This is a genomic window from Pseudoalteromonas sp. Ps84H-4, from assembly GCF_024124645.1.
Lineage (GTDB): Bacteria > Pseudomonadota > Gammaproteobacteria > Enterobacterales > Alteromonadaceae > Pseudoalteromonas > Pseudoalteromonas lipolytica_C.
Window position 1 is genome coordinate 234,488 of sequence record NZ_JAMXSK010000001.1, and the last position, 21,816, is coordinate 256,303.

A 21,816-nucleotide genomic window follows, 5' to 3' on the forward strand; every position below is an offset into this window, starting at 1 on the left:
ACTTTGTATTACAAACAAAAACACTGCAATATTAGCCTAAAGCATAAGCAAATAATTATCTTAGATATTTTTGAATATCGACCGAATCGATTTGCGACTCATCTAAAAACTGTTTTGCATATTTTAGGTATATGCCTGAGGTTAAAAATAGCTCAAATACATCACGATCAATATGCTCGTCATCGACCATCTTCGCTAAAATATCAACGGCAACACTCAGAGTTTTGGCTTTTTTATACGGCCTATCTGTCGCAGTTAGAGCCTCAAAAATATCAGCCAGCACTAACACTCGTTCAGGTATTGATAAATCTTTTGCAGTTAATTGGCGAGGATATCCAGTACCTTTTAATGTTTCATGATGCGTCGAGGCATAGCGTGGGATCCGAGCAAGCTCTTTCGGAAAAGGAACATTAGAAAGCATGCGAATAGTACTGATAACATGTTCATTAATTTTAAACCTATCCTCAGCAGTGAGCGTACCGCGTGAAATAGATAAATTATAAATCTCACCTAGATTGTATTTATACTCAGGGATTGTCATTTTTATCCCTAAATCAGGTTCGTAATCAACGGCCTTTTCATGAGGAATTAAATCACTTGGTTTATCACTCAATAGTGATTCTTCAACAGGCAAAGTTTGATCTTTAAGGTTTACCATGCGCAACTCTTCAAGTGGCGATAAACCAAGACTAGCATCGAAGTGACGATACCACTTGATGCTGGCAATCTGATGTAAACGATTTAATTGCGACTCATCCATAAACTCTCCGCCGACATTACATGCCGCAATAAAGCTAAAATCTGCATGCAACTTTTCAATCTCAGCGTCTAATTGCTGTTGTAACTGCTGTTTTTGTTCTGGGTTTACAAGCAGTTTTTCGTAGTAGTCTAGTTTTGCATCTCGCAGCAGTACTTCAAAGCGCATACGAACTTCATGAATTCGGTTGTAAATTGTTTCAAGCTTAGTGCCTTTATCAACAATATGTTCTGGCGTAGTAATTTTACCGCAGTCATGCAACCATGCTGCTAAACGAAACTCTCGTCGTTCATCTGGGGTTTTAAAACTAAACTCAGAAAACGCCTCATCCTTTGAATCTGATGCTGCATCAGCAAGCCAAATGCCGAGCTCTGGCACCCGCTCACAATGCCCTGCCGTGTAAGGTGATTTATCATCAATTGCTTGCGCTATAAGCTCAATAAAAGATTCCATTAACGCTTTTTGCGAGTTTTCATGCTGCTCAATTGAGCGACTCATATCAACCATAGAACTGGCTAAATAATGAATCTCTAGAATATGGCTCGAAAGTGTAGAAACCTCATTGTAATCACGCTGTTGGATTTTTTTATTTTCGCCCACCAATTTCAAAATAGGATTAACAATCGAAGATGCAAAAAACCACGATACGGGCAAAAGTAACAATAAACATAACCCTGTGACTAAAATTGAGATTCTGATTTTCTCTTTAATAATTGCTAGCACATCTTCTTTCGCAACTAGCACTGTAAAGTAATCCACTTCATCAGAGTGCATATCGCCACTAAGTGGCAATGGCACTACAAACATATATTTTTCTTGACCATTTTCGTGCACATCAAGCATTTTACCGAACTGTTGCTTTTTATTGGCAAGCCCAGGTTGTTGCTCATCAAGTCGAATAAGCGCAGATAAGTCGTCGAATGTTCGTTGCTGACTTTGATTACGACTTGCTGCGATGATTTCGCCATCACCCCGGTAAACATACATTTCAGAAGAAACTAAGTACTGCATTTTAAGTTGTTGCTCTACAAGAAAGTGGCTCAAACTGGAGCTGGCTATATCAAGTGCAAGTACATCACCTGTGTCTTCTGACTGTATTGAATAGGTATAGCCCGGCATTTCTAATAGATTAAAAACATACTGCTCAGACTTTGAGACTGACTCACTAGAGGCCTCCTTAAACCACTTTCGGGTACGAGGATCATAGTCAGTTTTTTCTTCGTTGACTCTAATAACCGAAAGGCTTTCATCCAAGAATAACTTTACGGTTTTGCGAGCATCACCTTGCCCGGAGACTTTATAAATCAACCAGCGCTCCAAAGGCCGGACTTGAAAACTAGCGGGTAAGGTTGCATCACCTTTTAAATTAATTACTTGCAGCATATCACCATTTTGATGCGCAAGAATTAATGAGTAAAAATCCGCATGTCGACTTAATACCTCTATCAACACATTACGCAAGGTGTCTTTATCCTTGCTATCTTCAGAAAAGAGTCGAGTATCATGGATCATTACGCTGAGCGTATTATCAACCCGATGATTTATTCTCGAGATATGGTCTGCTATTTGTTGGCTGGTCTGCTTAAATTGGTCCGTTTTTGTCTGCAGTACAAACTTTTCACTAAAGTAATAATGGAGACTAATTGCCACAATGCCTGTTAATAAACTTGCTAAGGCAAACACCAGTAACACACTGACGCGAATTGAAACTTTAAAGCCCTTAGGTTGGCCTGGTAGCATATTGCGGCTCCTTGCATGCTGAATATACCTATCTAGGTATAAAATAAAAATAAAAGTGAAATCTAAAACAACTTATTTAGACAGACTCGCTAGATTTTGACGACCAGTTGATTGCGACCAGCCTCTTTGGCTTCGTATAACGCTGAATCTGCTCGAGCAATAACAGACTTTTGAAGCTCCTCACGCATAACTGTCAAACCAAAGCTTGCTCTTATTGATAAAGACATATCATTTAGATGTAACGGCTCAGCATTCAGTGTTTCAATCATTTTATTGACAATTATCGTCGCATCTTCAACAGAACAAAGCGGCAACACAATTACAAACTCCTCTCCTCCAAAACGATAAACATCGTCAGAAGCTCTCAAAGACTTTGTAAGGAATGTTGAAAACTTTTCTAGCACAGCGTCGCCAACTTCGTGCCCATGGGTGTCATTAACACGTTTAAAGTAATCAATATCAGCTAAAACAACGCATACTTGTTTTGATTTATATTGATTTTCTTTACTGAGTTTTTGGTAATGCTCATAAGTATTATCAAACGCTCTGCGGTTAGGTAACTGTGTAAGCGCATCTTTCAAGGCCTGCTTTTTCATTTCTTGAGCTAATTGACCTAATTGCGTATTACGTACAAATAGCTCACGACGAATAATGTGTTCATGGGCAGCCATGATCGATCCCGCTAAATTAGCCGCTATGTGAGCTAAAATAACCACATAAAAAGAATGCAAATTTATATCTTTATTAAAATAAATAACGGAAATAGCCAAACAGCTATAAAACACACCTAATAGCGCTGATAGTTTCAAGGAGAGCAAAGTCGAGAAGTAAAATGTAATCAATACAATGACATCAAAAAACATATGCAATATATAATGACGCTCATAGGTGATAACCATAAATTGCATATTCAAAAACATAAATATCATAAAGGCGATGACCATCTTTATTAACTGCTTCGGTGACTTTACAAAACTAATACCAAAAGCAGCGCTAACGCATACAAATACAGTGATAGTTCTGCCAATCAAAGCAATATCAGGCCAGAAATCTGGCTGAATAATCATCTTATCGAAAAAAGTGACGAGCATAGTCACAACGGCGATTATACATGCAAGAAATTGAGCAAGCTTTTTATCTTGCACCAATTTACTTTGTATAAACAACAACTCAACCTGTTTCGACTTGAACTGACAAGCATAACGGTTAATAGTCATATCTTTGTTTAATAACTTTGCAGCATAAACGCCCATAAATGTGCCTACAACAAAAGGGAGAATGAGAAGTGTTGAATTAAAGAGCAACAACTCTATTATAGAAGGAAGAGATTAGAATTGAACTAGTTATTTTGTATAAAAATAACACATTTTAACCAGCACAATATAAGTAGGGACAAACGAAGTATTAATGAAATACTCCGTAATTATGTTATGAAATCTCTTTTCCTGCCTCATCACATACAACAATATCGGTTTCTTTTAATGCTTGATTGATCCAGGTTTGCAACACAGGGCATGCTAGCACATACTGGCAATAAGCTTGTGCTGCACTCGATAGCTCCACCTGATAGGTTTTAAAACGCAACACCACAGGTGCAAACATCGCATCAACAATAGAAAACTCGCCAAATAACCACGCATTAGGATAACGCTGCTGCTGAGCCGAAAAAATCTCATCGATACGTGCGATATCTTTTTTAGCTTGCTCTGATAATTCAACATGCCTTTTAGCGCGAATGTTCATCGGCATTTCATTGCGAAGTGCAGCAAACCCAGAATGCATCTCGGCAGCTAGACTGCGCGCTTTTGCTCTTTGGGCTATTTCACTAGGCCAAGCTGCACTATTTAGATAAGCATCATTGATATATTCACAAATAGCGAGTGAATCCCACACGATTAACTCAGCATCAATAAGTGCCGGCACTTTTTGCACTGGAAACTTACTTTTTAATGCTTCATAAAACTCAGGCGTATCTAAAACCAACTGTTGCTCTGTAAAAGAGATATTGAATTTACTCAGTAAATACCACGCTCTTAATGACCAAGTTGAGTAATTTTTATTACCAATAAATAATTGCATTGCGCTTCCTTTAACGTTTAGATTAGGCTCACTATAAAACAGCAATTGGGTAATTACTCGCCAATTGTTTTTATGCTACCTATAAGTAAAGTTGATACATTATGGATATTGATGCCCTCAGGACTTTTTGTGCCTTTGTTGATACAGGCAGTTTTACCCGCGCTGCAGCACAGATTTGCAGAACCCAATCTGCGGTAAGTATGCAAATGAAAAAGCTTGAACAAGACATTGCAAACCCCCTATTTGAAAAGCAAGGTCGTCAACTGGTGCTAACCCATCAAGGCCACCAGCTAGCAAGCTATGCAAAACAATTGATAGCGCTTCATGATGAAGCGTTTAAGCAATTAAAAGCAGGCACAGGCAATATGCGCGTACGCATAGGTTGTCCTGACGACTATGCCCACTCTTTACTACCAGAGCTTGTTGGTGCCTTACATCAACAGTTTAATGCGCTAGATTTACAAATAAGCTGCGCCCCAAGTACTGAGCTTAGAGCCAAGCTAGACCAAGGTATGCTCGATTTAGTAATTGCCACTCGCTCGCCAGACAGCGAAGAAGGCTACTTATTGCAATCAAGTCAAGGTGTGTGGGTGAAAAATCCTGCTTTTGAGATTAAAGAGTCAACCCCACTTCCTATCGCCTTGTTTCAACGAGACTGTAAGTTTCACCAAGCTAGTATTGAGGGTCTATTAAAAGCCGAGCGTCGTTTTAATATTATTGCCTGTTGTGGCTCAGCGGGAGCATTACATGGCTTGATTAAACAAGGACTGGCAATTGGCAGTATGGCACGAATAAGCATGCAATCGGGTGTGGAAGAAATCAGCGATAACTCACTTCCGGTACTGCCTGTCATTGATATCGTCCTGCTATACGGTAATCACGCCCACAACCCTCTCAGTCATGAACAGCTTAAGCAGCTTGTGGAGTTGATTAAGACATAAAGACCATATCAAGCTAAAGAAGCTTTACTAACTTACGAGTTCTATTAGGCTCTGTAAGGTATAAAAACTCTGTTAAATCATGGGCACTATTGATCAGCATATGTTGCTTAGGTTGAGTTAATTGCCAACTTTCTGTTGCAGCGGTTGCCAAATCGATACGCTGGAAATTAATAGTATCAGCATGCTCCATAGTGACCGCTAATTGCTGGTTGCTTACAGATATACCAATGATGTCATTGTTAGCTGCTTGCCAAACAGTCTCAATATCTCCTCGGCTATTAACTCGAAACACTTCGTTGCTATTTGAAAAATAGATCTGGTCTTGCTCATCTAAATCCATGCCATAGCAGCTTAAACGTTTCCCTGAGCCTGTGAATGCTGTCAACTTTAGGCTTGTTAAATCGAATTTAGCCGGATGAAACGTCTGTCCATCCTCTGCTCGATACGAAACTAAAATCGCGTCTTGATTGTGATACATTTCTCTCAAATAGAAAGAATGATTGCCGTGAGGAATTGTTTCATAAGTGCCACTGCTTAAATCAATTTTAAACAATGTATCTTTACTTGCGGTGTACACCTGTCGTGCGTCCTGGCTCCAAACAATGCCAAATAACTCATGGTTATCAGGATTAGCAAAAATGCGCGTTTGCTTGCCATTATCGTATAAAAATAATTGTTTTAATCCAAAACGATGTGACTCAAAAACAAATTTCGTTGAGTCTGGCGAAAACACGGGTAGAAAGTCGATTGATGAGGTATCAACGAGTTTGGTCAATTTGTCAGGGGTGGCGCGTGTTTGGCTAACAATATCTACATCAACATTCACTAACTCCATCAAAATGGCTTCAGCGTCTGGTGTATACTGGGCATCACGAATTATTTGATAATTATTAAATGAAATTAGCTGAAGCTCACCATCTAGCTCTAGATTAATAAGCTGATTTCGTTGACTAATCAATAGCGCTTGATTGTTCGGGTGCCAACTTAACCCTTGAATACCGTTTTCTATGATAGCAATAGTTTGTATTTTTTTACTGGCAAGGTCGAGTACATCAATACGGTATTTGTTTTGACCCGCTTCAATCCCCATTGCGACTTTACGGCCGTCTTTCGATAACGCATTAACGAGTAACCAATCTTGCTGTGTAGCGGCTAGTAAATGTGCCTTTTGTTTAGACTCTAAGTTGAGTGAAACCAGTCGAGTATCGTTGTTTAGTTTATCTTTTTCTATGTAATAGAGCAGCTTATCAGCATGCCAATCGATATGGTGACTGGTCAGAACGGTGTCATTTAAAACACTCACCGTCGCTTGTTCTAATGGCTGAAATTTCGATAAATCAATGCTTAATGTGTTCAGATATTGTTTCTGCTCTGCGCTTTTCACAAACGCAATCTCATTATCGGAGGTCGACCACCCCAAAGCGTAGTAGCTTGCAGCATCTTCAGTTAGCCTCACCTCTCGCTCAGTCGCAAGCTCTTTAATCCAAATCTGCTGACTTCCTTTATTACCTCGAACAAAAGCAAGGTACTTACCACTATGTGAAAGTGACAAATTAGCTTCATTTAGTTCACTCGAAGTGAGTGGCATCAGTTGGGTAAAGTGAGCATTATCTTGTTGCTTAGGGACTAGTTGCCACGCAATAGCGATAAGGCTTACTAGTAAAACAAACAGCAACCCAAGATGTTGCGATTTTAGTTTTTTGCTTTGCCCCTGTGTTACTTTTTCAAGGCTATAACCGCGCTTAGGGTGTGTAATTATATACTGCGGATTTTTGGCATCTTCTTGGAGTGCTTTTCGTAGCAATGCGATACAACGCTGTACAGAACTTGGGTTGTAGGTAGCATTAGGCCACACTTTTGCAAAGATTACTTCTTGGCTTACAACTTCACCTTTATTTAAATAAAGGGTATGTAATACATCCATGACCTTTGGCTCGACTATTTGCTCATAATCTTGCGATGAAATTAAACATCGACTCTCATCAATTGCAAATTTGCCGATTCGATAACGCGCCACTTACTTCTCCAATAAATATTTACGAATCAAAGATTAAGGTTTTCTTAAGAGAAACTCAAGCGTTACTCCATTGTCACTTTGCTCTGGCTATTGGATTGTTTTTGCTATCTCAAAATAGGTAATAAAAACAATGTATAAATATTTATCAACGCTCACTATTTTCATCAGTGCTTTTTTAATTTTTCAAATTCAGCCGATGCTTTCAAAGCAACTTCTACCACAATTTGGTGGTGGTGCTTCTATCTGGTCAGCAAGTTTAGTGTTTTATCAAGTCATGTTACTTATTGGCTATTTCTATGCGCATGGTATGGGTCGCTTTCATATTAAGTTGCAGGTAGTCACCCATATAGTTTTAGTCAGCTTTGCCACACTCATTGTTGTGACAGAATTTGCAGCACCAAATCTCACAAATTGGCCGCCTACGCTTGCGGTGTTTGTTAATTTATTTATAGAAATTGGTCCAATATTTATTCTACTGAGCGCTACCAGCGTTCTTTTACAAAGATGGTATGTGCAAACTGCTTCAGCACAGGTGCCTTACCATTGGTATTCCATCTCAAACTTGGGTTCTTTAATGGCGTTAATGAGCTACCCACTCGTTTATGAATTACTATTTTCTTTAGAGCAGCAAACTACTTACTGGCTATTTGGACACATCAGCTACTGCTTGTTATTAGCACTTCTTGTAATATTTTTACTAAAAAAAGCACCCGATTTATCAAGAGCATCTATTCAGACTAGGCATATCACGCTATTAAAAGGTAAAGGTCAATGGCTGTTATTAAGTGCCTTAAGCTCGGCCATGTTGGTATCTACCACGCATATGATCAGCACTAATATTCCACCCATGCCATTACTTTGGTCGTTACCTCTTGTAATTTACTTGCTCACCTTTAGTTACACGTTTGCCAACAAAGTAAATTATCAGCGTCATGTGTGGGCATATGCGTTTATATTTTCGGCTTTTGCAGGCCTGCTGATGTTTTATTTTGGCAGCTTATTCAATGCCCTAGCCCAGCTTATAATTTACAGCTTTATTCTATTAACCGCCGGTATGGTCTGTCATGGTGAGCTGAGAAACAAAGCCCCTGAAAACGAGCAATTTACCGTTTTTTATTTTTATATCGCCCTTGGCGGTGTGTTAGGTTCGCTTTTCAGTACGCTCGTTGCCCCATTGCTATTTGTCCAGATTGACGAGTATTTACTTACATTAGCGGTTATCTTTAGTTTTGTGTGTTACTACCAAACAAAAGCTAAAACAAAGACAAACCAGCTCAAATTCACTCTCATGACCAGCTCAGTTACTTGGTTAGCATGCTATTGTTTTTTAGCGGTAAACTTTAACCAATATAACATTGCCACTAGCCGCAATTTTTATGGCTATTTAGCGGTAAAAGATATAAACACTCAATCAATAAAAGAAAGGCGCTTAATTGACGGCACCACGATTCATGGCTCAGAGCCACTAAATCCAAACCAACAGTTGGGGCAAAGTTATTACCACCAGCATACTGGTGTCGCTAAATCACTTGCCATACTAAAGCAAAACAGCGCACTAAACATTGGCGTGATTGGTTTGGGTGCAGGCGTTTTAGCTCGGTTTGCAGACCAACAGGATAGTATTCACTTTTTTGAGTTAAACCCTGCTGTGTACGAGATGGCAAAGCGTTATTTCTCATATTTAGAAAACAGTGAAGCCAAGCTCACAGTCAGCTTAGGGGATGGTCGTATTGCGCTAAAAAATAATGCGAACGAAGTATTTGATGTCTTAATTATTGATGCATTTACCAGTGATGTAATTCCTACACATTTGCTAACCCAAGAAGCAATGTCACTTTATTGGCAAAGGCTCAATGAAAATGGCGTATTGATTGTGCATATCTCAAATAATCATATCGACTTACTGCCTGTATTACAGGCACATAGCCAATATTTTAATAAGGCAATGTTAAAGTTTAGCTATCAAGGCCATAGCCCATCAGACATAGGCTCAGACTGGGTGGTGCTAACTGATAATCAGGCTTTTTTAAATCGCGTATCTATCAGTGATTTGTCGCCTATTAAACGCTACCCACATAGCGAGCTGGCAATGTGGACTGATAGCAAACACAGCCTACTCCCCTTATTAAAATTCTAACAGGCATAAAAAAGCGCGATGATTTTACTAATCATCGCGCTTATTAACTGCTTTTACTTTATTTAAGACTGCGCTTAAATCGAACCTTTGATTGGTCCATGTCCGTGGCTTACATGTGGGTTTTGACCACGTTGGCGCAATAAGTGATCCATTAAAGTAATCGCCATCATCGCCTCAGCAATAGGAATAGCACGAATGCCTACACAGGGATCATGGCGTCCTTTGGTGATCATCTCTACCGCTTCGTTGCTGGTGTTAATGCTGTTGCCCGGTATGGTAATGCTTGAGGTTGGCTTAAGTGCGATAGAGGCAATGATATCTTGCCCTGTAGAGATACCTGCAAGTACACCACCCGCGTGGTTTGATGTAAAGCCATCAGGAGTCAATTCATCACGGTGCTCAGAGCCTTTTTGCTCAACCACATCAAAGCCATCACCAATTTCAACGCCTTTTACCGCATTAATGCTCATTAATGAGTGTGCAAGCTCTGCATCTAGGCGATCAAATACTGGCTCACCTAAGCCTACAGGCACATTTTTAGCAACCACTTTAACTTTAGCGCCTACCGAATCACCTTGTTTTTTTAGGTCGCGCATGTACTCATCAAGCGCTTCTAGCTTGCTGGTGTCTGGAAAGAAAAATGCATTATTTTCTACTTCATCCCAGTTGTAGTCTTCTGCTTTGATTGGTCCTAGTTGGCTCAAACATGCTCGAATTTCAATACCATGAAACTGTTTTAAGTATTTTTTAGCAATTGCACCTGCCGCTACACGAATAGCCGTTTCACGGGCAGAAGAGCGACCTCCCCCTCGGTAATCACGGATACCGTATTTATGCCAATAGGTATAATCGCCATGACCTGGACGAAACACCTCAGCGATTTTGCCGTAGTCTTTTGAACGTTGATCGGTGTTTTCAATCAGTAAACCAATGCTAGTGCCTGTGGTTTTACCTTCGAATACACCTGAAAGAATTTTTACTTCGTCACTTTCGCGGCGCTGCGTTGTATAACGACTTTGCCCCGGTTTACGACGGTCTAAATCAATTTGTAAGTCGGCCTCGCAAATTTCAAGGCCTGCTGGTGTACCATCAACAACGCCGCCTAATGCAACGCCGTGGCTCTCACCAAAGGTGGACACTTTAAATAGTTGTCCAATGCTATTACCTGCCATTAACTTTCCTCATTCCTAATGACTACTGAGACCGAGCCCTCAGGCTCGGCTTTTAAAATCTGCCGTTAGTCAGCAAAATACTTAACTAGTTGCTCTTTGCTGATCACAAACACACCTAATCCACCTTGCTCGAACTCAACCCACTCAAACGGTGCATTTGGATATAACGCTTCCATATGTACCATAGAGTTGCCGACTTCGACAAATAACAAACCGTTATCAGTTAGATGTTCAGCGGCTTCAGCTAAAATTGTACGCGTTACGTCTAGGCCGTCATGACCCGATGCTAAACCAAGTTCTGGTTCATGGTGGAATTCACGCGGTAAATCAGCCATATCTTCAGCATCGACATAAGGTGGGTTTGCTACGATCAGATCATATTTTTGACCCGGAACGCCACTAAACACGTCTGACTGAATTGGTAGTACGCGGTCATTGAGCATGTAATCGCTAATATTAATATCAGCAACTTCGAGCGCTTCATAAGAAATATCAACCGCATCAACTTGAGCATCTTCAAATGCTTGTGCAAGTACAATGGCGATACACGCAGAGCCGGTACATAAATCAAGAATGCGCGTTACTGAGCTTGGCTCTTCTAACCAAGGTGCAAAGCGGTTGTTAATTAGCTCTGCAAATGGCGAGCGTGGAATTAACACGCGCTCATCGACATAAAACGGCATACCTGCAAACCATGCTATGTTGGTCAGGTATGGTACTGGCGTACAATCATTAATACGCTCTGCAATTAGTTCAGCTAAACGGTTCTTCTCGGTGCTGGTTAAACGCGCATGCATTAGCTCTTTTGGCGCGTCGATAGGCAAACTTAATGCGGGTAATAATAAGCTAACTGCTTCATCCCACGCATTATCTGTGCCGTGCCCAAAGAAAATACCACTGCTGGCAAATTGACTGGTTGTCCAACGTAACCAATCGTGCAACGTTGAAAGTTCTGCAATTGCCTCGTCTAAAATTGCATCTTCAATCTGGAAATGGTTCATGTATGTTCCTTAACTTTCAAAGTCTATTCTGACGCGTATTGTACCGTCTTTTCAGTTGGTTTTTACTCGATTTTTAGCGTTTTTTTGTTTAGACTGCCGCCATGAAAAAAGATCCCCACGCCAACAATCACATTAGCCCTGACGATATTGATTTATTTCGTCAGAGTATTAGTGGTGCCAAAGCCTTTAAACAAGACACTATTCGATTCACCAATAAGCCTAAAGTGTCACAAGCGAAGCAATTTTCCCAGCAAAAAAAGCAACATCAGGCAGAATTTTTCTTTTCTGATGAATATGTACCAGACATCGACACTCATGGCACTGTCAGTTATGTCAAACCAGGTCACGATAGCTTTTTAGCAAAGCAACTTCGCCGTGGAGATTACCCGCCTGAGTTAACCCTTGATTTACATGGCTTAAATAAAGAGTTAGCCAAAGATGAGCTGGCTGGATTAATTCATGAGTGTAAAAAACAGCACTACTATTGTGCCTGTATTGTGCATGGTATTGGTGAGCGCATACTCAAACACAAAGTGCCACAATATTTAGTACAACACCCTGATGTAATTGCTATGCATCAAGCACCTCTTGAGTTTGGCGGTAAAGGTGCGGTACTTATTTTAATTAATCTTCCACAAAGTGATGAGTTCAGACGCTAACGTCTTCTTGTCATAAGGCCTAATGTGCATATTTTTTCGATTATTTTTCCACTGATTTTTATCGTTTTAAGTGGTTACATCAGCTCGCGTAGCAAGTTTTTATCGAAAGAGCACATAGCAGGGTTAAGCAAGTTTACCTTTTACATTAGCGTGCCTGCTTTTCTATTTTTGAATATGGCACAAGCCGATTTAAAAAATAGTGTTTCTGTTGCCGGCTTTTTAAGTTTTTATATTCCAGTATTAGCTATTTATGCCCTTGGCTATGTGATTGACCGGTATTTTATAGCAACGCAATCTGCACCATCGCGTCACGCTGTATTTGCTCTTGGCAGTAGTTACTCAAATACCGTACTGGTAGGTCTGCCTATTATTATTGCTGCTCTTGGACAGCAAATGGTCGGCATTGTGTTTATGATCATCACTTTTCACAGCGCATTATTGTTTACCCTCACCTTTTTGCTCAGCGCTAAGTCGCAGCAAACATTCTCTTGGCGAGCGTTTGCTAAAAACATGCTACTGAACCCAGTCGTGTTGAGTATCAGTAGCGGCTTGGCTGTTAACCTACTTGGCTTTAAACTTTTTGATAATTTAGCAAATGGCCTGAGCTTACTTGCTAAACCCGCCATTGCGTGTGCGTTATTCGTGTTAGGGGCAAATTTGGTGTTCTATAAAGTTGCAGACAACTGGCAGGCCTCCGTTATTGCTACCATCATCAAACTTGCCGTTTTACCTTGTGCTGTATACTTTTTTGCTAGCCACATTTTTAATTTGGAGCAATCTCTGCTGAAAGTACTTGTTCTATTAAGCGCCTCTCCTTTAGGTGTAAACGCTTATTTAATTGCTAATCAAATTAAACAACATCAGGCGACACTGGCAAGTAGCGTTGTGCTTTCAACGGTGTTAAGTGTAGTGAGCTTTAGTGTTTGGTTAACTATTTTACTTTAGTTTTTATAAACCACCTGAAACATCTATAAAACTGCCTGTTGTAAATGATGCTTGCTCACTTGCCAAAAAGTAAATCGCTGAAGCGACCTCATCAGCTTCTCCACCACGCCCCAGCGGCAATTTAGATTTTAAACGATCGACGCGGTTTACTTCACCACCATCACGATGCATATCGGTATAAATAAGACCAGGCCTTACCGCATTAACTCGAATGCCTTTACTCGCTACTTCTTTGGCAAGGCCAATAGTGAAGGTATCAAGTGCTCCTTTAGATGCAGCATAGTCTAAATATTCATTTGGCGAGCCGGTTCGCGACGCACCCGATGACACATTCACAATACTGCCTTTATCCATGCGCTTAATTGCTTCTCGCGCACACAAAAATGCCCCTGTGACATTGCAACTTAAAATAGCGTTGATTCGCTTAGCATCCATTTCTAATAACGGCATTTGCGGCATCATCATCGCCGCGTTATTCACTAACACGTCTAAGCGCGCAACCAGCCCATCGAGTTTGGCGAACATGGCGATTACTTGCTGCTCATCTGCGATATCAGCTTGTAATAAGTACGAATTCACACCAAGGGATTTTAGCTGTTGGGCTACCTGCTCTGCACTTACTTGATCTGACTTATAATTAATACACACATCATAGCCATGTTTAGCAAACAGCTTTGCTGTCGCGGCACCAATACCTCGTCCACCGCCAGTGATAAGAACCACAGGATTTGAACTCATGCTCACTCCTTAAAAATTAACTTAAACTGTTCACACACTAAAGGCATATCGGGGTGACATTGATAGCCTGTGCCAGCTAATTCTCGCTGATAATAGTCCCAATGTACGCGTTGCCAATATTCAAGGCTTTTGTCGCCCTCGCCTTCTAGCGCGGCATAATCTGCGCTTATTTGATTAAATGCGGTAATGGTTACAGAGACAGTTTCAATAATACCTAGCGGCTGCCCTAGCCAATTGGTAAAAATGGCCAAATCACCCACTTCAGGAAGGGCTTCATTGTTGGCTTTAAACCAATAAAGTGAAGGGGTTGTTGCTTGTTTTACACCCTTTAAAACCAGCAATGCGCAGTCATTGGCATCTTGCTCATTGTCGCAAAAATGCCAACTTGGTAATTGAACAACTGCGCGCCCTGATTGCTCATTAAAGCGAGCAATCATTTGCGCTATACGCTGCTCGTTACTTAACGGCTGCAACAACAGATATCTCTACAAGCAGAGCATCGCGCGCCATTTTTGCCTCAACACAAGCGCGAGCAGGTGCATGGCCTTGAGGTACCCATGCATCCCAAACAGCGTTCATCTTGGCAAAATATTCCATGCTTTTCAGATAAATAGTGGCACTTAACATATGCTCTTTGCTACTACCAGCCTCAATGAGTAAGGCTTCAACTTTATCAAGCATAGTTTGAGTTTGTTCAGTGATATCTTTTTCAGCATCAGCACACACTTGGCCACACAAGTAAACAGTGCCGTTATGCTTAACGATGCGGCTCATACGCGCACCCGTTTGTAAGCGTTCAATTGTCATAGTAAGGACTTAAAAAATTAACAGTGGCGCTAATTTAGCAAATCCACTGTTATATTTCGACGTTATTTGGTGAGTGAATACTATGGTAGTAACTGCGCTGATTGTGCTCATCATATTCAATTACGGCGACTGCGCCAGTATTGAAAATAGGCATGTGGCCAGGACTCAACTGATCAACTAAATAGCTGACTATTGGCATGTGCGCTACCACTAACCAAGTATTACACTGAGGGTGCATGGCAATGAGGGTTTCTAAATAATCAGCAGCAACTTGTGGCACGCCATCTGGCGTAATATCGCTACAAGTTTCATTAAATTGTAACGAAATATTTTGCGTTGCATCAGTAGCGGTTTGTTGAGCGCGAATGTAAGGACTCACCAACAGAGCATCTGGTTTATAATGTGTTGCTAACCATTGCCCCATTCTACTGGCTTCTTGATGACCATTTTCGGTCAGTTGTCTTGCTGCATCATCTGCTTGCATTGGCGTTGCTTCGCCATGGCGCATGATTAAGATTGTTTTCATAAAAAATCAACCGATTAAAGAATATAAAACAGTAGCCAGTTTGCTTGATTGTTAGCTATATTAGAATATCATCACTAGATACATTAAACATCCGCTTATTGATATTCAGGTAGATTTTCATTGCTGTGCCATTTTTAGCCTTCCTGAAGTTATCATCTGTTGTTAGCGAGTTAACGCATTCTTTCAGGAGCATCTTTTGAATATCAGCCGCAATGATAACAGAACATATCAGCCCCTAACACTGGACAATGGTCTAAAAGTGCTCTTGGTGCAAGACCTTGAGTCAACAAAATCCGCGGCTTCTATGGCGATAAACGCTGGTCACTTTGACGATCCTCTTGATAGACAAGGGCTCGCTCACTTTTTAGAACATATGCTTTTTTTAGGTACCGATCTGTACCCAGAGTCAGGCGGGTTTTCTAATTTTGTTTCACAGTCAGGTGGCAGTACCAACGCATGGACAGGCACTGAGCATTCTTGCTTTTTCTTTGATATCAATAACCAACAATTTTCAGAAGCTCTGGCTCAATTTAGTCGCTTTTTTATTGCGCCATTATTAAGCCCTAACGAAACTGCTAAAGAACGAAATGCGATTGATGCAGAGTTTAAATTAAAAATAAAAGACGATGGCCGTCGTATTTACCAAGCCCATAAAGAAACCGTTAATCCTGCTCACCCTTTTGCTAAGTTCTCGGTTGGTAACCAACAAACACTTGCAGATCGTGAAGGTTGTATTAGCGATGAATTACGTGCCTTTTTTGACCGCCACTACCAAGCACAATGGATGACTTTAGTCATTTGCAGTAACGAAGATATTGCCACGATGAGCGACTGGGTAAGCCAATATTTCAGCGCCATTAAAGGGCAGCAAAAAAGTAAGGCGATCATTGAGCAGCCTCTTTATCGCAAACAAGACTTAGGTAAAGTGCTGCATATTGAGCCACACAAGCATATGCAAAAGCTAATTATAAGTTTTGCAATGCCGAACATTGATGACTTTTATCGTCACAAAACGGTGAGCTTTATTGCTCACTTACTCGGCTATGAAGGCAAAGGGTCGCTGTATTCAATTTTGAAAGAGCAAGGTTGGATCAACGCGCTTTCTGCAGGTGGTGGTATCAATGGCAGTAATTTCAAAGACTTTAACATCAGCATGGCGTTGACAGATGAAGGTATTGAATACTATGAAGATATCGTCGAAATGGTGTTTGAATATATCTGCTTAATTAACCAAAACTGCGATAAGTTGCCGCGTCTTTATCAAGATAAAAAGAACCTTTTGCAAATCGCCTTTGATAATCAAGAAAAAGCACGCTTAATTGATTGGGTAAGTAATTTAAGCATTAACATGCAGCATTATGATGAAGCTAACTATGTTCAGGGTGACTACCTTATGGAAGGCTTTAATCAGTGTGCCCATGAAATTGCTATGCAATGGCTTACGCCAGACAATATGCGCTTAGTGTTAATTCACCCAGGTGTCGAACCTGAGCATACGACAGCATGGTACAATACGCCTTATAAAATTGAGGATATTTCTCCTTGCTGGTTAGAAGCACTCGGCGAAATAAACACCCCCCTGCCTAAAATGTGCTTACCAAGCGCGAATCCTTACCTTAATAAAGAGGTTGAGTTACTCCCCTTAGACGCGCCAACAAAAACACCAGAATTACTTGTAAAACAAGAAGGTTTTGATTTTTGGTTTAAGCAAGATGCAACCTTTCGTGTTGCAAAAGGGCATTTTTATTTAGCAATGGACTCTTCCTTTGCGATAAAAGATGTTAAGCATATGGCACTCACACGTTTGTTTGCCGACTTATTTATGGACAGTGTCGCTGAACAATTTTATCCAGCAGAACTGGCAGGCCTTAGTTATCATTTAACCTCTCACCAAGGCGGTTTGACCTTACATACTGCAGGCCTTTCATCGAGTCAGTTAGAGCTGGTTAATGAGTTACTTGAAGCACTCTTTAATGTTGAGATCTGCGCAAAACGCTTTGCAGAATATAAAAAGCAACTAGTTAGGCATTGGCGAAACAGCAATCAAAACAAACCTGTAGGTGAATTATTTAGTATCCTTGGTGCACAGATAATGCCTTGGAACCCAGAACCAAATGCGCTTGCACAAGCTTTAAAAGATACGAGTTTTCATCAATTTAATTGCTTTAGAGAAGAGTTTTTCAAAGCATTGCATGTAGAGTCTTTTTTGCATGGTAATTGGCAGCGTAGCGATGCATTGAAATTTCAAAAACAAATCGCTGAGCACCTCGCTGGCAGCAATACCATTATTGATTTAACCAGACCTCTATCTACTATTACGGATGTGTCGCAGCAGCGCTTTTGTTTAAATTGTAATGACCATGCGATGGTTCTTTATTACCAAGCTCAAACTGATGCGACTGAAGAAAAAGTAAAAATGATGTTGTTGAACCACCTCATCAATCAAGATTACTTCAACGAATTAAGAACCAAGCAACAGCTAGGTTATTTGGTAGGCGCAGGTTACGCACCTTTCAATACCCGCGCTGGTATCGCTTTTTATGTGCAATCCCCTAAACATAGCGCTGATGAAATTTTAAAACGTCATAAGCAGTTTATTGAAAATTATGTGACACAGATCTCACAAATCAGTGAGCAACAATGGCTTGATACAAAAGCAGGCTTAGTGACTCATATCGCAGAAAAAGACAAAAACTTGCGTCTTCGCTCACAGCGTTTATGGCTAGCCATAGGTAATCGCGACAGTGATTTTAACATGCAGCAGCAACTTTTAACTGCCCTAGAAGCATTAAGTCTGAGCGATATGCAGCAATATGTGTGCGAGATATTCAGCGATGAACGCCCAAGAATAGAACTTTTAAGCGAACCTAAGACTAAAAAGACAGCAAAAACCACCCTTTATTCGCATTCTCTTTGACTCATTCGTCAGCTTGGATTAAATTAACTGGTGCGAATTAGGGTAATGCATTAATGACAAAAATAATAACAATGATTTCTGCTTTTCTAACAATAAGTATAGCGAGCGTTTTTAGCGCCGCTGCAAGCCCCATAGAACTTGAGCAAACAACTTTGCTATTAATACCAAGTGGGGTGATGTTGTTATTATTGCCGTACCTATTATTTATAATTTTCAAGCTCAAACGCTCTCGCCATCAACTCCGTATCTCAGAACATCGACTAAAAAGTACTGTAGAGGGAAGCGGAGATACATTGTGGGATTGGAATATAAAAACAGGCGAAGTGCTACGTATTAACGACAAATACACCGCGAATACTAATAATACCAGCGCCTTCCCTCCTAATCGTGACCTTATCCATCCCCATGATGTTCACCAAGTAGAAAAAGCACTAAAAAAACATTTTGCAGAACACACTGCTTTTTTCGAAGCAAGTTACCGTATTAAAGATAATTTTGACCGTTGGCACTGGGTATTAGACCGCGGAAAAATTATAGAAAAAGACGCAAACTTACAGCCATTACGCATGACTGGCACCGTGCGGGATATTTCGCAACTAAAGTCCACTGAGGCACGCTTAAACTTATTTGCTAAATGTGTTGAGTCATTAACTGACGCGATTGCTATTTACGATAAAAACTTCAAATTAGTCGATTTAAACCCAAGCTTTTTAACCTTGTTTGGTGGCAGCCGCGAGCAATACCTAAAAAAAGACTTCATGCTTAATGGTTATGACCAAAGTTATGTAGATGAAGTTAAAGCAACTGTTAAAGCCACTGAACATTGGCAACAAGAAGTCAAACTGAGAAACGCCAAGCGACAGCTACTGCCCATTGAAATTTCAATTGATGAAATCAAAAATGAGCACAATCAAATTTGTAATTATGTGGTTGTATTCTCAGATCAAACTGAACGAAAAAAAGCCGAATCGCAACTTCATAATTTATCAAACCGTGACCGCACAACAGGCTTACCTAATCGAAATCTGTTCTTCACGAATTTAAAGAAGCTCGCTAAGCAAGATAACCATCATGCCCTGTTAGTTTTCGATTTAGATAACTTTAAAAAGATCAACGACTCACTTGGTCATCAACTTGGCGATAGCTTGCTGTCTAAGCTTGCGATGCGTTTGAATAAACTTACCCGCGAAAAAGACGTATTTTATCGCCTAGGTGGAGATGAGTTTGCACTGGTCATGTCGGGTACCAACGACATACACACCATTACTCGTATGGCTAAGCTATTTTTAGCGGCGATAGCTACACCATTCAACATGGCAGGCCATGAGCTGGTGATCACATCGAGCGTCGGTATTGTGTTATTTCCTGAAGATGGTAATACCCCAGAGTTATTGCTTAAGAATGCCGATACAGCCATGTATCATGCCAAGAAAAAAGGGAATAGTTACCTATTTTTCAACGACACTATGAACCGCCAAGCCGTCAAAAGGCTACAAATCGAAAACTTGATGCGCTACGGTTTAAAAGAAGATCATTTTGAAGTCTATTATCAGCCGAAAATGAATATTCGCACTGGCAAACTAGATGGTATGGAAGCACTGGTTCGTTTTATTACTCCGAAAAAAGGCATTATAAGCCCGGGCGTATTTATCCCTATTGCAGAAGAAACCGGGCAAATCATCGAAATCGGTGAAGTGGTATTAAACAAAGCATGTCGTGATGTAAAAAACTGGATTGATCAAGGCTTATTTAACGGCCGAGTTGCGGTTAACTTATCAGCGAAACAATTCAGCTTGCCTGATTTGACCACTCGCATTGATGTAATTTTACAAAAAAATGAGCTGCCATCTTATTTCTTAGAACTTGAAATTACCGAAGGTACGGTAATGGATGACCCTAAAGAAGCGATAACAATTATGCGCTCACTAAGCGCTCGTGGTATTCACCTAGCAATGGATGACTTTGGTACGGGTTACTCATCATTGGCCTATTTAAAGCAATTTCCGCTTAACACCTTAAAAGTTGATAAAGCCTTTATTGATGATATGCAATCAGAGCGTGGTCGCAACATGGTCGACTCGATTGTGACCATTGCCCATAACCTTGATTTACATGTAGTTGCTGAAGGGGTTGAACAAGCTGACCAAGTGACAATGTTAGAGCAATTGAAGTGCCAAACAATACAAGGTTATTTCTATTCTAAACCGTTATCACAGCCAGAATTTACAGAATTTTTAAAAAGCCAGCTCGATAAGTCTGCGCCAAGTTTATTAAGAAGCGTAGAGGCCTAAGGTCGCCAGCCACATGATTGGCGGCCGATATGACGAATAAAGGCACGTCGATAATGTACGTTAAACAAACACCAGGCAATTGGGCCAAGCATTCCACCGAGAAGCATCCAACGCTTTACTGGCATCCCTTTAGACAACGACTCTAAATACATCACCAAAACAAACATACAGCTTAAAATAACAAATAGCACACAACACCTCATTAAAAATCAGCGGCAGTGTACATAATTCACACAGCTTTTGGAACTTCACACTTTATATAGTCTGCATAACGCGTGTTTATACAACGAACTTTTTATTATTTTTACTAGGTAAAGCAACAATTAATGTGTACTAAATAATTACGATTTACTAATATAGGAACAAACTAATACCAGTTCGCTTAATTAAGTGGTCTATTTTGAGGCAATAAAACCTCGTTGATAGCAAGGCAAAAATTTCGTTATTTTGTTGTTCTAAATCAGAAATTTTTAACGCAGATAGCGACAAGTTTAATCCCTCAAAATGATTAAGTATTATTGCGGATTGGTGTAATCAAGGAACTAACAAAAAAATGAGGATCCGTTGTGTCTGAAGAATCAACAAATGTATATGAAGCACCTGAAGCAGAGCTAACTCAAGCAAATACAAGTGGCAATAAACCTATTTTAAACTTTGAGCGCTTCTCCGCTTGGGGCGTATTCTTTTTGAGTCTTATCACATTAGGTATCTACGCCTTATACTGGCTAGTAAGCCGCGCAAACAAAGCAAACGCACTTGCTAAACATCAGGTAAATCAAAACTTAATTTATGGCTATGTTGCTATTTACGTAATCAACTTTGTTTTGGCATTCACCGATATTTCTGAAGCCTTGTCTGCTATTGCTTCTATTATTTCTTTAATTGTTGGTCTGGTATTCATTTTCTCGCTACGTACTTCACTCAAAGAGTTAATTAATGAAGGCAGCAATGAGCCGGTACATTTAAGTGGCATACTCACGTTTTTCTTTTATGCGATTTATTTCCAATACAAAATTAATGAGGCCATTGATAATCAAAAGTAATCGTTTCATAGGTTTCGTTAATTAATAAAAAAGGCATTGAATTCAA

The 21,816-nt window shown here is 40.2% G+C and carries 18 protein-coding genes; 7 read left to right on the forward strand and 11 right to left on the reverse strand.

Annotation, left to right across the window (positions count from 1 at the left end):
• Nucleotides 1-55 precede the first annotated feature (55 nt).
• The 3 genes from NH454_RS01070 to NH454_RS01080 form a co-directional block, all read right to left on the reverse strand.
• Nucleotides 56-2,497 carry an HD domain-containing phosphohydrolase gene (locus NH454_RS01070; protein ID WP_235382043.1) on the reverse strand — a complete coding sequence of 814 codons (2,442 nt, stop codon included), beginning with the start codon at nt 2,495-2,497 and terminating at the stop codon, nt 56-58.
• Nucleotides 2,498-2,586: 89 nt separating this feature from the next.
• Nucleotides 2,587-3,801, reverse strand: a complete 1,215-nt coding sequence (locus NH454_RS01075; protein WP_253038074.1) for a GGDEF domain-containing protein — start codon at nt 3,799-3,801, stop codon at nt 2,587-2,589.
• A gap of 124 nt (nt 3,802-3,925) precedes the next feature.
• Nucleotides 3,926-4,576, reverse strand: coding sequence for a glutathione S-transferase family protein (locus NH454_RS01080; protein ID WP_235382044.1), 651 nt, complete (start codon nt 4,574-4,576; stop codon nt 3,926-3,928).
• Between the two features lie 101 nt (nt 4,577-4,677).
• Here NH454_RS01080 and NH454_RS01085 point away from each other — a divergent pair, with 101 nt between their 5' ends.
• On the forward strand, nt 4,678-5,517 hold the full coding sequence (locus NH454_RS01085; protein WP_235382045.1) for a LysR family transcriptional regulator: 840 nt from the start codon (nt 4,678-4,680) through the stop codon (nt 5,515-5,517).
• 13 nt (nt 5,518-5,530) lie between these two features.
• On the opposite strand, the gene NH454_RS01090 is transcribed toward NH454_RS01085, so the two are convergent.
• Nucleotides 5,531-7,534, reverse strand: coding sequence for a winged helix-turn-helix domain-containing protein (locus NH454_RS01090; protein ID WP_235382046.1), 2,004 nt, complete (start codon nt 7,532-7,534; stop codon nt 5,531-5,533).
• A 130-nt stretch (nt 7,535-7,664) separates the two neighbouring features.
• Here NH454_RS01090 and NH454_RS01095 point away from each other — a divergent pair, with 130 nt between their 5' ends.
• Nucleotides 7,665-9,671, forward strand: a complete 2,007-nt coding sequence (locus tag NH454_RS01095; protein ID WP_253038076.1) for a fused MFS/spermidine synthase — start codon at nt 7,665-7,667, stop codon at nt 9,669-9,671.
• 74 nt (nt 9,672-9,745) lie between these two features.
• On the opposite strand, the gene aroC is transcribed toward NH454_RS01095, so the two are convergent.
• Together aroC and prmB are read right to left on the reverse strand one after the other, a co-directional pair.
• Nucleotides 9,746-10,843 carry a chorismate synthase gene (aroC, locus tag NH454_RS01100; protein WP_235382048.1) on the reverse strand — a complete coding sequence of 366 codons (1,098 nt, stop codon included), beginning with the start codon at nt 10,841-10,843 and terminating at the stop codon, nt 9,746-9,748.
• A gap of 65 nt (nt 10,844-10,908) precedes the next feature.
• Nucleotides 10,909-11,844: a 50S ribosomal protein L3 N(5)-glutamine methyltransferase gene (gene prmB / locus NH454_RS01105; protein ID WP_253038078.1), complete on the reverse strand. Its 936-nt coding sequence runs from the start codon at nt 11,842-11,844 to the stop codon at nt 10,909-10,911.
• Between the two features lie 101 nt (nt 11,845-11,945).
• On the opposite strand from prmB, the gene smrB reads away from it, so the two are divergent.
• A complete protein-coding gene (smrB, locus tag NH454_RS01110; protein ID WP_135923935.1) occupies nt 11,946-12,503 on the forward strand; it encodes an endonuclease SmrB in 558 nt (185 codons plus the stop codon).
• 24 nt (nt 12,504-12,527) lie between these two features.
• A complete protein-coding gene (locus NH454_RS01115) occupies nt 12,528-13,448 on the forward strand; it encodes an AEC family transporter (protein WP_235382049.1) in 921 nt (306 codons plus the stop codon).
• 3 nt (nt 13,449-13,451) lie between these two features.
• Here NH454_RS01115 and NH454_RS01120 read toward each other — a convergent pair whose 3' ends face one another.
• From NH454_RS01120 to sixA, 4 genes are read right to left on the reverse strand one after another with little or no spacing between them, the layout of a single operon-like run.
• A complete protein-coding gene (locus NH454_RS01120) occupies nt 13,452-14,186 on the reverse strand; it encodes an SDR family oxidoreductase (RefSeq protein ID WP_235382050.1) in 735 nt (244 codons plus the stop codon).
• A 2-nt stretch (nt 14,187-14,188) separates the two neighbouring features.
• Nucleotides 14,189-14,659, reverse strand: coding sequence for an ASCH domain-containing protein (locus NH454_RS01125; protein WP_235382051.1), 471 nt, complete (start codon nt 14,657-14,659; stop codon nt 14,189-14,191).
• Nucleotides 14,643-14,993 (reverse strand): RidA family protein, encoded by a 351-nt coding sequence (locus NH454_RS01130; protein ID WP_235382052.1) that lies wholly within the window; start codon nt 14,991-14,993, stop codon nt 14,643-14,645. Before NH454_RS01130 ends, NH454_RS01125 begins: the two co-directional genes overlap by 17 nt.
• Before the next feature lie 49 nt (nt 14,994-15,042).
• Nucleotides 15,043-15,519: a phosphohistidine phosphatase SixA gene (sixA, locus tag NH454_RS01135; RefSeq protein ID WP_135923930.1), complete on the reverse strand. Its 477-nt coding sequence runs from the start codon at nt 15,517-15,519 to the stop codon at nt 15,043-15,045.
• Between the two features lie 196 nt (nt 15,520-15,715).
• Between sixA and NH454_RS01140 the strand changes: the two genes are divergently transcribed.
• Both NH454_RS01140 and NH454_RS01145 read left to right on the forward strand, forming a co-directional pair.
• Nucleotides 15,716-18,436, forward strand: a complete 2,721-nt coding sequence (locus tag NH454_RS01140) for an insulinase family protein (protein ID WP_199527867.1) — start codon at nt 15,716-15,718, stop codon at nt 18,434-18,436.
• 53 nt (nt 18,437-18,489) lie between these two features.
• Nucleotides 18,490-20,727: an EAL domain-containing protein gene (locus NH454_RS01145; protein ID WP_135923928.1), complete on the forward strand. Its 2,238-nt coding sequence runs from the start codon at nt 18,490-18,492 to the stop codon at nt 20,725-20,727.
• On the opposite strand, the gene NH454_RS01150 is transcribed toward NH454_RS01145, so the two are convergent.
• The gene (locus NH454_RS01150) at nt 20,724-20,918 is read right to left on the reverse strand and encodes a hypothetical protein (protein WP_135923927.1); all 195 of its coding nucleotides are present in this window, start codon (nt 20,916-20,918) and stop codon (nt 20,724-20,726) included. The genes NH454_RS01145 and NH454_RS01150 overlap by 4 nt on opposite strands.
• A 375-nt stretch (nt 20,919-21,293) precedes the next feature.
• Here NH454_RS01150 and NH454_RS01155 point away from each other — a divergent pair, with 375 nt between their 5' ends.
• Nucleotides 21,294-21,770 (forward strand): DUF4234 domain-containing protein, encoded by a 477-nt coding sequence (locus NH454_RS01155; protein ID WP_199527869.1) that lies wholly within the window; start codon nt 21,294-21,296, stop codon nt 21,768-21,770.
• Nucleotides 21,771-21,816 lie beyond the last annotated feature (46 nt).

What these genes read in the sequence shown, in the direction of transcription:
- NH454_RS01070 (WP_235382043.1), bottom strand. Translation starts at nt 2,497, where the DNA reads ATGCTACCAGGCCAACCTAAGGGCTTTAAAGTTTCAATTCGCGTCAGT.
- NH454_RS01080 (WP_235382044.1), bottom strand. Translation starts at nt 4,576, where the DNA reads ATGCAATTATTTATTGGTAATAAAAATTACTCAACTTGGTCATTAAGA.
- NH454_RS01085 (WP_235382045.1), top strand. Translation starts at nt 4,678, where the DNA reads ATGGATATTGATGCCCTCAGGACTTTTTGTGCCTTTGTTGATACAGGC.
- NH454_RS01095 (WP_253038076.1), top strand. Translation starts at nt 7,665, where the DNA reads ATGTATAAATATTTATCAACGCTCACTATTTTCATCAGTGCTTTTTTA.
- aroC (WP_235382048.1), bottom strand. Translation starts at nt 10,843, where the DNA reads ATGGCAGGTAATAGCATTGGACAACTATTTAAAGTGTCCACCTTTGGT.
- prmB (WP_253038078.1), bottom strand. Translation starts at nt 11,844, where the DNA reads ATGAACCATTTCCAGATTGAAGATGCAATTTTAGACGAGGCAATTGCA.
- smrB (WP_135923935.1), top strand. Translation starts at nt 11,946, where the DNA reads ATGAAAAAAGATCCCCACGCCAACAATCACATTAGCCCTGACGATATT.
- NH454_RS01120 (WP_235382050.1), bottom strand. Translation starts at nt 14,186, where the DNA reads ATGAGTTCAAATCCTGTGGTTCTTATCACTGGCGGTGGACGAGGTATT.
- NH454_RS01130 (WP_235382052.1), bottom strand. Translation starts at nt 14,993, where the DNA reads ATGACAATTGAACGCTTACAAACGGGTGCGCGTATGAGCCGCATCGTT.
- sixA (WP_135923930.1), bottom strand. Translation starts at nt 15,519, where the DNA reads ATGAAAACAATCTTAATCATGCGCCATGGCGAAGCAACGCCAATGCAA.
- NH454_RS01145 (WP_135923928.1), top strand. Translation starts at nt 18,490, where the DNA reads ATGACAAAAATAATAACAATGATTTCTGCTTTTCTAACAATAAGTATA.